At 65.0% G+C, this 14,803-nt stretch carries 13 protein-coding genes; 5 read left to right on the top strand and 8 right to left on the bottom strand.

From position 1 onward, the window contains the following. Positions 1 to 38: 38 nt before the first annotated feature. A complete protein-coding gene (locus R3P95_RS03285; protein WP_149405818.1) occupies positions 39 to 2,849 on the top strand; it encodes an aconitate hydratase in 2,811 nt (936 codons plus the stop codon). A gap of 113 nt (positions 2,850 to 2,962) precedes the next feature. Next, positions 2,963 to 3,538 (top strand): TetR/AcrR family transcriptional regulator, encoded by a 576-nt coding sequence (locus R3P95_RS03280; RefSeq protein WP_068282405.1) that lies wholly within the window; start codon positions 2,963 to 2,965, stop codon positions 3,536 to 3,538. Between the two features lie 14 nt (positions 3,539 to 3,552). Here R3P95_RS03280 and R3P95_RS03275 read toward each other — a convergent pair whose 3' ends face one another. Next, a complete protein-coding gene (locus R3P95_RS03275) occupies positions 3,553 to 5,184 on the bottom strand; it encodes an ABC-F family ATP-binding cassette domain-containing protein (protein ID WP_068050503.1) in 1,632 nt (543 codons plus the stop codon). 155 nt (positions 5,185 to 5,339) lie between these two features. On the opposite strand from R3P95_RS03275, the gene R3P95_RS03270 reads away from it, so the two are divergent. From R3P95_RS03270 to ku, 3 genes are read left to right on the top strand one after another with little or no spacing between them, the layout of a single operon-like run. Beyond that, entirely contained in the window at positions 5,340 to 6,128 is a 789-nt protein-coding gene (locus tag R3P95_RS03270) for an SDR family oxidoreductase (protein WP_068050504.1), read from the top strand. After that, positions 6,125 to 7,270, top strand: coding sequence for a lycopene cyclase family protein (locus tag R3P95_RS03265; RefSeq protein ID WP_149405819.1), 1,146 nt, complete (start codon positions 6,125 to 6,127; stop codon positions 7,268 to 7,270). The genes R3P95_RS03270 and R3P95_RS03265 overlap by 4 nt, the downstream gene beginning before the upstream one ends. A gap of 51 nt (positions 7,271 to 7,321) precedes the next feature. After that, positions 7,322 to 8,260, top strand: coding sequence for a non-homologous end joining protein Ku (ku, locus tag R3P95_RS03260; protein ID WP_149405820.1), 939 nt, complete (start codon positions 7,322 to 7,324; stop codon positions 8,258 to 8,260). 21 nt (positions 8,261 to 8,281) lie between these two features. Here the strand turns inward: ku and R3P95_RS03255 are convergent, their stop codons facing one another. The 7 genes from R3P95_RS03255 to R3P95_RS03225 are packed head-to-tail and all read right to left on the bottom strand — an operon-like array spanning position 8,282 to position 14,687. Continuing rightward, entirely contained in the window at positions 8,282 to 8,668 is a 387-nt protein-coding gene (locus R3P95_RS03255; RefSeq protein WP_068050507.1) for a metal-sulfur cluster assembly factor, read from the bottom strand. After that, positions 8,665 to 9,162, bottom strand: a complete 498-nt coding sequence (gene sufU, locus R3P95_RS03250) for a Fe-S cluster assembly sulfur transfer protein SufU (RefSeq protein WP_094641859.1) — start codon at positions 9,160 to 9,162, stop codon at positions 8,665 to 8,667. The genes R3P95_RS03255 and sufU overlap by 4 nt, the downstream gene beginning before the upstream one ends. After that, the gene (locus tag R3P95_RS03245; RefSeq protein WP_149405821.1) at positions 9,163 to 10,464 is read right to left on the bottom strand and encodes a cysteine desulfurase; all 1,302 of its coding nucleotides are present in this window, start codon (positions 10,462 to 10,464) and stop codon (positions 9,163 to 9,165) included. Between the two features lie 2 nt (positions 10,465 to 10,466). Beyond that, positions 10,467 to 11,243 carry a Fe-S cluster assembly ATPase SufC gene (sufC, locus tag R3P95_RS03240; RefSeq protein WP_094641863.1) on the bottom strand — a complete coding sequence of 259 codons (777 nt, stop codon included), beginning with the start codon at positions 11,241 to 11,243 and terminating at the stop codon, positions 10,467 to 10,469. A gap of 40 nt (positions 11,244 to 11,283) precedes the next feature. Then, positions 11,284 to 12,474, bottom strand: a complete 1,191-nt coding sequence (sufD, locus tag R3P95_RS03235) for a Fe-S cluster assembly protein SufD (RefSeq protein WP_094642369.1) — start codon at positions 12,472 to 12,474, stop codon at positions 11,284 to 11,286. 24 nt (positions 12,475 to 12,498) lie between these two features. Then, positions 12,499 to 13,944 (bottom strand): Fe-S cluster assembly protein SufB, encoded by a 1,446-nt coding sequence (sufB, locus tag R3P95_RS03230; protein ID WP_032377835.1) that lies wholly within the window; start codon positions 13,942 to 13,944, stop codon positions 12,499 to 12,501. Further along, positions 13,941 to 14,687, bottom strand: a complete 747-nt coding sequence (locus tag R3P95_RS03225) for a helix-turn-helix transcriptional regulator (RefSeq protein ID WP_317810418.1) — start codon at positions 14,685 to 14,687, stop codon at positions 13,941 to 13,943. Before R3P95_RS03225 ends, sufB begins: the two co-directional genes overlap by 4 nt. Between the last annotated feature and the right edge of the window lie 116 nt (positions 14,688 to 14,803).

Here is a 14,803-nt window from a genome sequence, read left to right as displayed (position 1 = left end):
CCCGTCGGCGGTGTGCCTCATAGACGAGTGGAGCTGAAGTGACCGCAAGTAAAGATTCATTCGGTGCAAAGGGCACCCTCGAAGTCGGCGAGAACTCGTACGAGATCTTCCGACTGTCGGCTTTGCCCGGTGCCGAGAAGTTGCCCTACGCACTGAAGGTCCTCGCGGAGAACCTCCTTCGCACCGAGGACGGTGCGAACATCACCGCCGACCACATTCGTTCGATTGCCTCGTGGGATCCGTCCGCAGAGCCGAGCTTCGAAATCCAGTTCACCCCTGCACGCGTCATCATGCAGGACTTCACCGGTGTTCCGTGCATCGTCGACCTCGCCACCATGCGTGAAGCCGTCACCACTCTGGGCGGCGACCCCAACAAGGTCAACCCCCTCTCCCCCGCCGACATGGTCATCGACCACTCGGTCATCCTCGACGTCTTCGGCCGCGCCGATGCTCTCGAGCGCAACGTCGACCTCGAGTACGAGCGCAACGGTGAGCGCTACCAGTTCCTGCGTTGGGGACAGGGCGCATTCGACGACTTCAAGGTCGTCCCCCCGGGCATGGGCATCGTGCACCAGGTCAACATCGAGTACCTCGCACCGACGATCATGACCCGCAAGGGCCAGGCCTACCCCGACACCTGCGTCGGCACCGACTCGCACACCACGATGGTCAACGGCCTCGGCGTGTTGGGCTGGGGCGTCGGCGGCATCGAAGCAGAGGCGGCCATGCTCGGTCAGCCCGTCTCGATGCTCATCCCCCGCGTCGTCGGCTTCAAGCTCTCCGGTGAGATCCAGCCCGGCGTCACCGCGACCGACGTGGTGCTGACCGCAACCGAGATGCTGCGCAAGCACGGCGTCGTCGGCAAGTTCGTGGAGTTCTACGGCGAAGGCGTGGCCGAGGTTCCGCTGGCGAACCGCGCCACCCTGGGCAACATGAGCCCCGAGTTCGGTTCCACCGCAGCGATCTTCCCGATCGACGAGGAAACCATCAACTACCTGCGCCTGACCGGCCGCAGCGACGAGCAGCTCGCTCTCGTCGAGGCGTACGCCAAGGAACAGGGCATGTGGCACGACCCGAAGAACGAGGCCGTGTACTCCGAGTACATCGAACTCGACCTCAACACGGTCGTTCCGTCCATCGCAGGCCCGAAGCGCCCGCAGGACCGAATCCTGTTGTCCGAGTCCAAGGTTGCGTTCCGCAAGGACATCCACAACTACGTCGAGGAGAACCACCCCAAGCACGAGGGTGACAGCAAGCTCGACGAGGCCCTCGACGAATCCTTCCCGGCCAGCGACTCCGCTTCGCTGAGCTTCGCCGAAGAGGATTCCGTCGACGTTCGTTCTGCCGCATACGGTTCCGAAGGGCGCCCGAGCAAGCCGGTCCGCGTCACCACCGACGAGGCAGGCGAATTCGTGCTCGATCACGGTGCCGTCGTGGTCGCGGGCATCACCTCCTGCACCAACACCTCGAACCCGTCGGTCATGCTCGGTGCCGCACTGCTCGCCCGCAACGCCGTCGAGAAGGGCCTGTCCACCAAGCCCTGGGTCAAGACCAACATGGCACCCGGCTCGCAGGTCGTCACCGACTACTACGAGAAGGCCGGCCTCTGGCCGTACCTCGAGAAGCTCGGCTACTACCTGGGCGGTTACGGCTGCACCACGTGCATCGGCAACACCGGTCCCTTGCTCGAGCCGATCTCGAAGGCGATCAACGACAACGACCTCTCGGTCACCGCTGTGCTGTCGGGTAACCGCAACTTCGAGGGCCGCATCTCCCCCGACGTCAAGATGAACTACCTGGCCTCACCGCCGCTGGTCATCGCGTACGGCCTCGCGGGCACGATGGACTTCGACTTCGAGACCGACGCCCTCGGTGAGGATCACGATGGCAACCCGGTGTTCCTGAAGGACATCTGGCCGTCCACGCAGGAGATCGAAGAGACCATCCAGTCCTCGATCAGCCGGGACATGTTCACCAAGTCCTACGACACCATCTTCGCCGGCGACAGCCGTTGGCAGAACCTGTCGACCCCCGAGGGCGACACGTTCGAGTGGGATCCCAACTCCACGTACGTACGCAAGCCTCCGTACTTCGACGGCATGACGATGGATCCGGCTCCGGTCGAGGACATCAAGGGTGCACGCGTGCTGGCCCTGCTCGGCGATTCGGTCACCACCGACCACATCAGCCCGGCAGGCCCCATCAAGGCAGGCACGCCTGCTGCGCAGTACCTCGATTCGCACGGTGTCGAGCGCAAGGACTACAACTCGCTCGGTTCGCGTCGCGGAAACCACGAGGTCATGATTCGCGGAACGTTCGCGAACATTCGCCTGAAGAACCAGCTCCTCGACGACGTCTCGGGCGGTTACACCCGTGACTTCACGCAGGACGGTGGACCGCAGTCCTTCATCTACGACGCGTCGCAGAACTACCAGAAGGCCGGCATCCCGCTGGTCGTGCTGGGCGGCAAGGAGTACGGCAGCGGCTCCTCGCGCGACTGGGCGGCCAAGGGCACCTCGCTCCTCGGAGTCAAGGCCGTCATCACCGAGTCGTTCGAGCGCATCCACCGCTCCAACCTCATCGGCATGGGCGTCGTTCCCCTGCAGTTCCCGGCCGGTGAGAGCGCAGCGTCGCTCAAGCTGGACGGCACCGAGACGTTCGACATCGTCGGCGTCGCGAAGCTGAACGAAGGCACCACCCCGAAGACGATGACCGTCATCGCCACCAAGGAAGACGGCACGAAGGTCGAATTCGAGGCCGTGGTTCGCATCGACACCCCGGGTGAAGCGGACTACTACCGCAACGGCGGCATCCTGCAGTACGTGCTGCGCAACATGATCAGAGGCTGAGTGCGCGTCGTCTGACGTATGCCTCGAACGGCGATGGGCCCGGAACCGACAACGTGTTTCCGGGCCCATCGCCGTATCGGTCGAGGCCCTCATCGAAAGTAGGAAACCCACACGTGCCCAAGGTCAGCGAAGACCACCTGGCCGCCCGTCGAAGCGAAATTCTCGACGGCGCGCGCAAGTGCTTCGGCGAGTTCGGTTACGAGGGCGCGACGGTACGGCGCCTCGAAGAGGCCACCGGCCTGTCGCGCGGAGCGATCTTCCACCACTTCAAGGACAAGGACGGTCTCTTCCTCGCGCTGGCGCAGGAAGATGCCCGACGCATGGCCGAGGTCGCGTCCACCCAGGGTCTGGTGCAGGTGATGCGAGACATGCTGGCGCAACCCGAACAATTCGAGTGGCTCGGAACGCGGCTCGAGATCACCCGACGACTACGCACGGACGCGGACTTCCGGAGCAGCTGGGCCGAACGGTCTGCAGAGCTGACCGACGCGACGCTGGGGCGACTAGAGCGTCAGAAGACCGCAGGAAGACTGCGCGACGACATACCCAACGACGTCCTCGCCGACTACCTGGATCTCGTGCTGGACGGCCTGGTGGCGCGCATCGCGTCGGGCCACGGTAGGTCCAACCTCTCGGCGATCCTGGACCTGGTCGAGGAGTCGGTTCGCAGGCAAGACCGATCGGAATGACCCTGGCGAGCGGGTCAGGCCAGCTGGATCAGTTCCAGGTACTCCTGCGACCAGTGGTCCTCGGTACCGTCGGGAAGCAGAATCACCCGCTCGGGTGAGAGCGCTTCGGCGGCACCGGGATCGTGGGTGACCAGTACGACGGCACCCTTGTAGCTGCGGAGCGCGTCGAGGACCTGCTCGCGTGAGATCGGGTCGAGGTTGTTGGTCGGTTCATCGAGCAGCAGCACGTTCGCCGCCGAGGACACCAATCCGGCGAGTGCCAGGCGGGTCTTCTCACCGCCCGACAGTGTCCCTGCAGGCTGGTCGAGCTGGGGACCGGTGAACATGAAGGCTCCCAGGAGCGACCGCAGTTCCTGCTCGCCGGTGTCCGGTGCGGCGTGCCGGATGTTCTCCCAGACCGACGCGTGGTCGTCGAGGGTGTCATGTTCCTGTGCGAAGTACCCGACGCGCATGCCGTGGCCCGGCTCGATCTCGCCGGTGTCGGCCTTCTCGGTTCCGGCCAGGATTCGGAGCAGCGTCGTCTTGCCCGCACCGTTGAGCCCGAGCACCACAACGCGGCTGCCTCGGTCGATCGCGAGATCGACGCCCGCGAAAATTTCCAGCGATCCGTACATCTTGGTCAGGTTCTTCGCCATCAGCGGCGTCTTGCCGCACGGTGCGGGCTCGGGGAAACGAATGTGGGCGACCTTGTCGGACACCCGTTCGGCGTCGAGGTTGGCGAGCAGCTTGTCCGCGCGTTTCGCCATGTTCTGTGCCGCAACGGCTTTCGTTGCCTTGGCCCCCATCTTGGCGGCCTGCACCCGTAGCGCGCCGGCTTTCTTCTCCGCGTTGGCGCGCTCACGGCGGCGGCGTTGCTCGTCCGTGGCGCGGGCGTCGAGGTACTTCTTCCAGTTCATGTTGTAGATGTCGGCTTCGCCGCGTACTGCGTCGAGGAACCACACCCGATTCACCACGTCTCCGAGCAGTTCGACATCGTGACTGATCACGATGAGTCCGCCCTCGTGGCTCTGCAGGAATCCGCGCAACCAGGTGATGGAGTCGGCGTCGAGGTGGTTGGTGGGCTCGTCGAGCAGCAATGTGGTGTTCGAGCGTCCGCCACTGCCGTCGGACGCGGCGAACAGAATTCGAGCCAGTTCGACGCGTCGGCGCTGACCACCGGAGAGGGTCCGCAGCGGCTGACCGAGGATGCGGTCGGCCAGACCGAGGCTGTTGCAGATTCGGGCCGCCTCGCTCTCGGCCTCGTAGCCGCCGAGGGATGCGAACCGCTCTTCGAGTTCGCCGTACTTGCGCACGGCCTTGTCGAGCAGCGCCTCGTCGGCCACCTCGGCCATCAGTGCCTGCTGCTTCTCCATGCTGTGCAGGAGGGTGTCCAGGCCCCGGGCCGAGAGCACTCGATCCTTGGCCAGCACGTCGAGGTCGCCTTCTTTGGGATCCTGCGGAAGGTAGCCGAGCTCTCCGGTACGCACGACCTCGCCCGCGTACGGCTCTCCCTCACCTGCCAGGATGCGCAGCGTGGTGGTCTTGCCTGCACCGTTGCGGCCCACCAACCCGATGCGGTCGCCTGCCTGTACGCGGAGCGCGGGCCCCTCGGTGGACAGAAGGGTCCGCACACCGGCACGAACTTCCAGGTCGGTGGCGGTGATCACGCGTGCGCTCCTAGCGATTGCCGAACAAGACCGTTGCCCGTCGACCGACGGGCGAACTCAGGTGTGCCGTCGAACGGCACAGCAAACCCCCATTTTAGCTCAGCATTCACGTGCCCTCACCCAGGAACGACGGTGACACCGGTAACGTCTGATCGATGACCGACGCCCCCGAAACCGTCAGCCCGTCCAGCGCGCCGATCCCCGACCTGGCCGGGCGCACCGCACTCGTCACCGGCGGCAGCCGAGGCATCGGCAAGGCCATCGCCGCGGAACTGCTCGCTCGCGGCGCGAACGTCGCCATCACCGCCCGCAAGCGCGAACCACTCGTTGCGGCGGCAGCAGAGCTCGGCGATTCCGTGCTCGCGATCGACGGCAACGCAGGCGACCCGGAGCACCGACGCACCGCGGTGGCGAGCACGGTGGAGACCTTCGGTTCGCTGGACATCCTGGTCAACAACACCGGTATCAATCCCGTCTACGGCTCGCTGATGGATGCCGACCTGGCGGGCGTGAGCAAGATCTTCGACACGAACGTGGTGGGGACTCTCGGCTTCGTCCAGCAGGCCTTCCATGCCTGGATGGGCGAGCACGGCGGCGCGGTCGTCAACATCGCGAGCGTGGCCGGCATCCGCTCGACCGGGGTGATCGCCGCGTACGGCGCATCCAAGGCCGCTCTGATCCGCCTCACCGAGGAGCTCGCCTGGCAGCTCGGTCCGAAAATTCGCGTCAATGCCGTGGCACCGGGCGTGGTGAAGACCAAATTCGCCGAGGCCCTCGTCGCCAACGGAGAAGACGCGGCAGCGGCCGGCTACCCGATGAAGCGTCTGGGAAACCCGGAGGACGTGGCTGCGTTGGTGGCCTTCCTGGTCTCGGACGCCTCCTCCTGGATCACCGGCGAGACCGTGCGCGTGGACGGTGGTTTGCTCGCCACCGGCGGAATGTGAACGATTTCTCGGCCGACGTCGCGGTCGTCGGACTCGGTCCAGCCGGGCGGGCGGTCGCCCATCGATGTGCCGAGGCCGGACTCGATGTGATCGCAGTCGATCCACACCCGTCGCGCACGTGGACACCGACGTACTCCGCCTGGGCCGACGAGTTGCCGTCGTGGTTGCCCGAGACCGCGGTCGCCTCGACTGCGCGCAAACCCGCGGTGTGGACCGATCACCAGCGGATCATCGACCGGACATACTGCGTGCTGGACACACCTGCACTGCAAGCGGCCTTGTCTGTCGACCGCGTGCGGGTGCTGGCCGCGACGGCTGTCGACGTCACCGGTTCCCGGGTGACGACCGCCGACGGCTCGATCGTCGATGCCCGTCACGTCGTCGACGCCCGTGGCACCCTCGACTCGCGCGACCTCGCCCAGCAGACCGCCTACGGGATCGTCGTCGAACGCGACCGCGCCGAACCGATCCTCGAAGGGGCCGACGCGTGGTTCATGGACTGGCGCACCGACAACGGGGCTCGGCACGGTGAAGCCCCGAGTTTTCTGTACGCCGTGGCACTCGACGACGATCGAATCCTGCTCGAAGAGACATGCTTGGTGGGCCGACCCCCGCTGGAACTCGCAGTTCTTCGATCGCGGCTGCACCACCGTCTGACCCATCGCAATCTGGAACCGACCGGCCACGAGGATGTCGAACGAGTCCGCTTCTCGGTCGAACCGCCGCCTCGGTCCCGACTGCACACCGGCCGAGGCGGCCCGGTGCTGTTCGGCTCTCGCTCGAATCTGATGCATCCCGCCACCGGGTACAGCGTCGCGGCGTCGCTGGCGGCGGCGGATCACCTCGTCGAGCGATTCCGAGGTGGCGGTCGGTCGCGCCCGATCCGCCCGGTGCACGTCTGGACGGTCCAGAAGCTTCGTAACCTCGGACTGCGCACGGCACTGGCTCTCGAACCCGAGATGGTCCCCCAGTTCTTCTCCAGCTTCTTCTCGCTCCCGGTCGAACTGCAACGCTCGTACCTGTCCGGCCACGACGACGCATTCGGGACGATGACCGCGATGCTGAAGATGTTTCCGACGCTTCCGGCGTCGGCCAGGCTCGCGATCGCGCGCACGATAGTGCGCACGCCGGGCCGCGGCTGAGTTTCTCGCCAACGGTCGACACGCGGGCGCCCGGTCGGCGATCATGGACAGATGCGCAGCATTTGGAAGGGCTCGATCGCCTTCGGACTGGTCAATGTTCCGGTGAAGGTCTACTCGGCCACCGAGCAGCACGACATTCGGTTCCATCAGGTGCATGCGAAGGACGGCGGTCGTATCAAGTACGACCGGATCTGTCAGGAATGCGGCAAGTCGGTACAGTTCGCAGATATCGACAAGGCCTACGACTCCCCCGACGGTGAACGCGTCATTCTCACGGACGAGGACTTCGACAAGCTGCCTGCGGCGGAGAAACACGAGATTCCGGTTCTGGAATTCGTGCCGACCGAGCAGATCGATCCGATACTGTACGACAAGAGCTACTTCCTCGAGCCGGACTCTGCCTCACCGAAGGCCTATGTGCTGCTGCGCGAGACTCTCGAAGAAACAGAGCGCACCGCGTTGGTGCATTTCACTCTGCGACAGAAGACCCGCCTGGCCGCACTGCGCGTGCGCGACGACGTCCTGGTGATCCAGACACTGCTGTGGCCGGACGAAGTCAGGGCCGCTGAATTTCCTTCGCTCGAGGACGCACCGTCCGCGCGCCCGCAGGAAGTGAAAATGGCGACGTCCCTGGTGGAAAGCATGTCCTCGGAATTCGATCCGACCGAGTACACGGACGATTATCAGACCGAACTGCGCAAGCTGATCGACGAGACGCTCGCCAACGGCGGTGAGAAGGTCATCCACACCGAAACGGAAAAAGACGACGACGGCGAGGACGCCGAGGTCGTCGATCTCGTGGCGGCCTTGCAGCGGAGCGTCGAGGCGGCCGGCAAGAACGCGAAGTCCGGGTCGGCCTCATCGGCTCCGGCGAAGAAGGCACCCGCCAAGAAGGCTGCTGCGAAGAAGGCTCCGGCCAAGAAGGCGGCTGCGAAGAAAGCCTCGGCCAAATCCGCCGACTCGAAAGCCGACGAAGCAAAGGGTGCGTGAAGGGGCCGATTCGGCCATGCGTCAGACGGTGAAGCCGAGGGCCCTGAGCTGCTCGCGACCGTCGTCGGTGATCTTGTCCGGGCCCCATGGCGGCATCCAGACCCAGTTGATCTTGAGATCGGCGGCCAGTCCGCTGCGCACGAGCGCGCCGCGCGCCTGATCCTCGATGACGTCCGTCAACGGGCATGCCGCCGAGGTGAGCGTCATGTCGACGGTGACGATGTCGTCGGCGTCGATCTTGATGTCGTACACCAGTCCCAGATCGACGACATTGATTCCGAGCTCCGGATCGACGACGTCGCGCATCGCTTCTTCGAGGTCCTCGAGCACTTTGATCTCGTCGGCAGTCAATTCCACCGGCGTGGTCTCGGCTGTCACTGCCTGCGTCGTCTCTGTTGCTTCGGTCATGATTGCTGTCCTCCGGAAAGTGCCGACCGGGCGGTCTCGCCCGTCGTGGCTGTCGAATCTGCGTCCACTACTTGAACAACCGCGTCCTTGAAAGCCATCCATCCCAGCAATGCGCACTTCACGCGAGCCGGATACTTGGCCACACCGGCGAACGCAATGCCATCGCCGATGACGTCCTCGTCACCCTCGACGGTACCTCTGCTGCCGACCATGTCGCTGAACGCGTCGACCGTCTTCAGCGCGTCGGCCACGCTCAGGCCGACGACCTGATCGGTGAGAACGGACGTCGCTGCCTGACTGATCGAGCAACCCTGGCCGTCGTACGAGACGTCTGCAACGGCGCCATCCTCGATCTGCACGCGCAGGGTGACCTCGTCGCCGCAGGTGGGGTTGACGTGATGTACCTCCGCGCCGAACGGCTCACGCAGTCCGCGGCCGTGCGGGTGCTTGTAGTGATCGAGGATCACTTCCTGATACATCTGTTCCATCCGCATCTAGAGCTGCCCTCCCCCGCCGTGGTCGTCGGAGCGAGCGGTTCCGAAGAATGTTTGCGCGCGGCGAATCGCCTGTGCGAGAACCTGCACTTCCTCGACCGTGTTGTACAGCGCGAACGAGGCACGCGCTGTCGCAGCCACACCGAACCGTCGGTGCAACGGCCACGCGCAGTGATGCCCGACGCGAATGGCGACGCCCTCGTCGTCCAGGATCTGTCCGAGGTCGTGGGCGTGAATGCCGTCGACCACGAACGACACTGCCGAACCGCGGTCGACGTTCTCGGTCGGGCCGATCACGCGAACACCGTCGATTTTCGCGAACTCGGCGAGAGTTGCTGCGACCAAAACCTTTTCGTGCGCGGCGATGACATCGATGCCGATGTTCTCCAGGTACCGCACGGCGGCACCGAGTCCGACGACCTGCGAGGTCATGGGAACCCCGGCCTCGAATCGTTGCGGAGGCGCGGCGAACGTCGTCTTCTCCATGGTGACGGTCTCGATCATCGAACCGCCGGTTATGAACGGAGGCATCGCCGAGAGAAGCGCCGCCTTGCCGTAGAGCACGCCCACTCCCGAGGGACCGAGCATCTTGTGACCCGAGAACGCGGCGTAGTCGACATCGAGCGCGTGAAAATCGACCTTCATGTGTGGCACCGATTGGCATGCGTCGAGGACCACGAGTGCACCGACCGCCCTGGCCCGACGCACCAACTCCTCGACCGGGGCCACCGCGCCGGTCACGTTGGATTGATGCGTGAAGGCGAGAACCTTGACGGCGGAAGACAATTCGAGCGAGTCGAGATCGATGCGCCCGTCGTCGGTCACGCCGTACCAGCGCAGCGTTGCACCGGTTCGAGCAGCAAGCTCTTGCCACGGAACGAGATTGGCGTGGTGCTCGAGTTCGGTGACGACGATCTCGTCGCCGGGACCGAGGTGACGATCGAATCGTTGATCGGCAAGCACGTACGTCACGAGGTTGAGCGACTCGGTCGCGTTCTTGGTGAACACGATCTCGTCGACATCCGCCCCGACGAACGACGCGATGGCCGCGCGCGCACCTTCGTAGGCGTCGGTGGCCTCTTCGGCCAGCTGATGCGCCCCGCGATGCACGGCGGCGTTGCACGTGGTCAGGAACTCACGCTCGGCGTCGAGTACCTGCACGGGCCGCTGCGAGGTGGCACCGGAATCGAGGTACACCAACGGCTTCCCGTCGCGGACGGTGCGCGAGAGGATGGGGAAATCGCGACGAACCGTGGCGACATCGAACGATGTCGCCACCGCCGCAGCTGCGGGTGCAGCCATACTCATGCTCCGGTGGTCGCGGCCTGCGCGTAACCGGCGTATCCGTTGGCTTCGAGCTCGTCGGCCAGCTCTGCACCGCCGGACTTCACGATTTCGCCGTTGACGAAGACGTGGACGAAGTCGGGCTTGATGTAGCGCAGGATGCGGGTGTAGTGCGTGATCAGCAGCACTCCGCCGTCTTCACGCTCCTTGTACTTGTTGACGCCCTCGGACACCACGCGCAGAGCATCGACGTCGAGGCCGGAGTCGGTCTCGTCGAGGATGGCGATCTTCGGCTTGAGCAGTCCCAGCTGAAGAATCTCGTGGCGCTTCTTCTCGCCGCCGGAGAAGCCTTCGTTGACGTTGCGCTCGAGGAAGTTGGCCTCGATCTCCAACTCGCTCATGGCGGTCTTGGCTTCCTTGACCCAGTGCCGAAGCTTGGGGGCCTCACCGCGCACGGCGGTGGCGGCGGTACGCAGGAAGTTCGACATCGAGACGCCGGGCACCTCCACCGGGTACTGCATCGCCAGGAACAGGCCGGCACGGGCGCGCTCGTCGACACTCATCTCGAGCACGTCTTCACCGTCGAGGGTGATGGTGCCGGAGGTCACCGTGTACTTGGGGTGGCCTGCGATGGCGTAGGACAGCGTGGACTTACCGGAACCGTTGGGCCCCATGATCGCGTGCGTCTCACCGGACTTCACGGTGAGGTCGACACCCTTGAGGATGTTGATGGGCTCCGCGGTCGAGTCGGAGTTGGCGACGCTGACGTGCAGATCGCGGATTTCGAGTGTGGACATCACAGTTCCTTTGTGCAGTCGAGAAAGGTTCGGGTGAGACCTACGCGCCGGCGACGGCGAGTTCGGTCTCGATGGCGGCGTCGAGACGCTCGCGTACGGCGGGGACCGGAATCTTGTCGATGATCTCGTGGAAGAAGCCCCGGACGACGAGTCGGCGAGCAACCTCCTCCGAGATGCCACGAGCGCGCAGGTAGAACAGCTGCTCGTCGTCGAACCGGCCGGTGGCGCTGGCGTGGCCTGCTCCGACGATCTCCCCGGTCTCGATCTCGAGGTTCGGCACCGAGTCGGCGCGAGCGCCATCGGTCAGGACCAGGTTCCGGTTGAGCTCGTAGGTCTCGGTGCCCTCGGCCTCGGCTCGGATCAGAACATCTCCGATCCACACGGTGTGCGCGTCGACGGTTCCGGGTCCGGTTTCGCCCTGCAGCGCGCCCTTGTACATCACGTTGGACTTGCAATGCGGTGCCGAGTGGTCGACGAGCAGTCGCTGCTCGAGGTGCTGGCCTGCGTCGGCGAAATACACACCGAGCATGTTCGCGTCGCCGCCGGGTGCGCTGTAGCGCACGGTCGGGCTGATGCGCACCAGATCGCCGCCGAGACTGACGTTGTAGTGCCGCAGCACGGCGTCGCGTCCGAGCATCGCGTGGTGTGCTGCGACGTGCACGGCGTCGGACTGCCAGTCCTGGATGAGTACGACGTGCAACTGCGAGCTGTCTCCGAGAACGAACTCGACGTTCTCGGCGTACGTTCCGCTACCCCGCTGGTCGATCACGACGGTGGCGCGAGCGAACGTGCCGAGTCTGATCTGCACGTGGCCGTAGGCGACGTGGTCGACACCGGGACCGTCGACGGTGATCTCGATCGGATCGGCCACCTCGACCTCGTTCGGCACGGAGACGATCGTGGCCTCGGTGAATGCCGAGAATGCCTGTGCGGCAATACGATCGGCCGGGACACCGGCCTTGCCCAGTCGCTCGTCGTCGCGGCCGACGGTCTCCACGACCACCGACTCCGGGGCACCGACGGTGACCCGAGCGGCCCCGTCGGCGACAGCGGAACCGTCGTGCAATCCGCGCAGCCGACGCAGCGGTGTGAAACGCCACAGCTCGTCACGGCCGGACGGGATCTCGAATGCATTCACATCGTAGGACGTGAACTGAGCGCCCTTGTTCTCGACGAGCTTCGACTTGTCTTCCTTGGCCGACTCTGGATTCTCGGATGCCACAGCACCCATGACTCCGGTGAGGGGGTTGTTCACTTATCCGACCGACCCTTCCATCTGCAGCTCGATGAGCCGGTTGAGCTCGAGCGCGTATTCCATCGGCAGTTCGCGAGCGATCGGCTCGACGAAGCCGCGCACGACCATCGCCATGGCCTCGTCCTCGGTCATGCCGCGGCTCATCAGGTAGAACAACTGATCGTCGCTGACCTTCGAGACGGTGGCCTCGTGGCCCATCGACACGTCGTCCTCGCGGATGTCGACGTACGGGTACGTGTCGGAACGACTGATCGTGTCGACGAGCAATGCGTCGCACTTGACCGTCGAGCGCGAACCGTGTGCACCCTTGTTGATCTGGATCAGACCGCGGTACGACGTCCGGCCACCGCCGCGGGCGACGGACTTGCTGACGATGTTCGAGGACGTGTGCGGTGCCAGGTGCAGCATCTTCGAGCCGGTGTCCTGGTGCTGGTCCGGGCCTGCGAACGCGACCGAGAGAACCTCACCCTTGGCGTACTCACCGGTCATCCAGACGGCCGGGTACTTCATGGTGACCTTGGAGCCGATGTTGCCGTCGACCCACTCCATGGTTGCGCCCGCCTCGGCCTTGGCACGCTTGGTGACGAGGTTGTAGACGTTGTTCGACCAGTTCTGGATGGTCGTGTAGCGGCACCGGCCACCCTTCTTGACGATGATCTCGACCACGGCGGAGTGCAGCGAATCCGACTTGTAGATCGGTGCGGTGCAGCCCTCGACGTAGTGCACGTAGGCACCCTCGTCGACGATGATCAGCGTGCGCTCGAACTGACCCATGTTCTCGGTGTTGATCCGGAAGTAGGCCTGCAGCGGGATGTCCACGTGGACGCCCGGCGGGATGTAGATGAAGGATCCGCCGGACCACACCGCGGTGTTCAGCGCCGAGAACTTGTTGTCGCCTGCGGGGATGACGGTGCCGAAGTACTCCCGGAACAGCTCCGGCTGCTCCTTCAGGGCGGTGTCGGTGTCGAGGAACAACACTCCCTGGGCCTCGAGATCCTCACGGATCGAGTGGTAGACCACCTCGGACTCGTACTGAGCAGCGACGCCGGAGACGAGGCGCTGCTTCTCCGCCTCGGGGATGCCGAGCTTGTCGTACGTGTTCTTGATGTCTTCCGGCAGGTCTTCCCACGTGGCAGCCTGCTTCTCGCTGGAGCGCACGAAGTACTTGATGTTGTCGAAATCGATGCCGTCGAGGTTGGAACCCCAGTTCGGCATCGGCTTGCGCTCGAACGTCTTGAGCGCCTTCAGGCGCGCCTCGAGCATCCACTCGGGCTCGCTCTTCTTCTGCGAGATGTCCCGAACGACGGCCTCGGAAAGACCGCGCTTGGCACTTTCACCGGCTACGTCCGAGTCGGCCCAGCCGTATCCGTAGGTGCCGAGCGAGGCGATGGTCTCGTCCTGGGTCAGCGGCGCGGTGGGTGTCACCTGGTCTGGTGTGACGGTCATGCGGGCTCCTTCCGGAGGCGTGGGCGTTCTCCGACACGGGGCTGCGCGTCGGGAGTCTTCTTGTCGGAACTATCGGTGTTCGAGTACCGCGTCGGTGACAGCGGTACGTGCGTCGTGCAGGCGCAATTGCCGTTTGCGATGGTCGCCAAACGCTGCACGTGCGTGCCGAGGATCTCGGCGAACGCGGTCTGCTCGGCCTCGCACAGCTCCGGAAACTCGGAGGCGACGTGCGACACCGGGCAGTGGTGCTGGCAGATCTGCACACCGTTGCCCACCTGACGGGTGGTGGCAGAAAAGCCCGCCGCGCTGAACGCGTCGGCGATCCGGTCGGCAGCGTCCTCCACGGCATGCGCATCGGAACCCGTGGCCGGCTCCACGTCGGCCACGATGGTGTTGACGCGTTGCCGCGCGAATGTCTCGATGGCCGCGTCCCCGCCGATCTTGCGTAACTGCCGCATGGCGGCACCGGCAAGATCGTCGTAGGTGTGGCCGAGACGGTTACGCCCGGCTGCGGTGAGCTGGAAGTGCTTCGCCGGTCGGCCTCGGCCCCGTTGCCGGGCACCTGCGGGGGTTGTGATGCGGGCCTCGCCCGCGTCGATGAGTGCGTCCAGGTGACGTCGGACACCCGCCGCGCTCAACCCCAGTCGAGTGCCGATGTCGGAGGCGGTGATGGGGCCTTCCTCCAGCAGCAGCGTGACCACAGCGCTCCGCGTCTGCCCCTCGGGCGCCGACGTGGGTCGCACCGACGAAACGCCTGCGCCGGAGGCCGACGACTCGACACTTCCCGGACGCACGAGCGAGCTCTCGGTTGTTTTCACAACACCAGTGTGACGGAATTGCTGTACTCGGTCCAGCAAGG

This window comes from Rhodococcus cercidiphylli (assembly GCF_033042225.1).
Classification (GTDB): domain Bacteria; phylum Actinomycetota; class Actinomycetes; order Mycobacteriales; family Mycobacteriaceae; genus Rhodococcoides.
This window is presented reverse-complemented; position numbering and strand designations above follow the sequence as displayed.

What these genes read in the sequence shown, in the direction of transcription:
- R3P95_RS03270 (WP_068050504.1), top strand. Translation starts at nt 5,340, where the DNA reads ATGACCGACGCCCCCGAAACCGTCAGCCCGTCCAGCGCGCCGATCCCC.
- ku (WP_149405820.1), top strand. Translation starts at nt 7,322, where the DNA reads ATGCGCAGCATTTGGAAGGGCTCGATCGCCTTCGGACTGGTCAATGTT.
- R3P95_RS03255 (WP_068050507.1), bottom strand. Translation starts at nt 8,668, where the DNA reads ATGACCGAAGCAACAGAGACGACGCAGGCAGTGACAGCCGAGACCACG.
- sufU (WP_094641859.1), bottom strand. Translation starts at nt 9,162, where the DNA reads ATGCGGATGGAACAGATGTATCAGGAAGTGATCCTCGATCACTACAAG.
- R3P95_RS03245 (WP_149405821.1), bottom strand. Translation starts at nt 10,464, where the DNA reads ATGGCTGCACCCGCAGCTGCGGCGGTGGCGACATCGTTCGATGTCGCC.
- sufC (WP_094641863.1), bottom strand. Translation starts at nt 11,243, where the DNA reads ATGTCCACACTCGAAATCCGCGATCTGCACGTCAGCGTCGCCAACTCC.
- sufD (WP_094642369.1), bottom strand. Translation starts at nt 12,474, where the DNA reads ATGGGTGCTGTGGCATCCGAGAATCCAGAGTCGGCCAAGGAAGACAAG.
- sufB (WP_032377835.1), bottom strand. Translation starts at nt 13,944, where the DNA reads ATGACCGTCACACCAGACCAGGTGACACCCACCGCGCCGCTGACCCAG.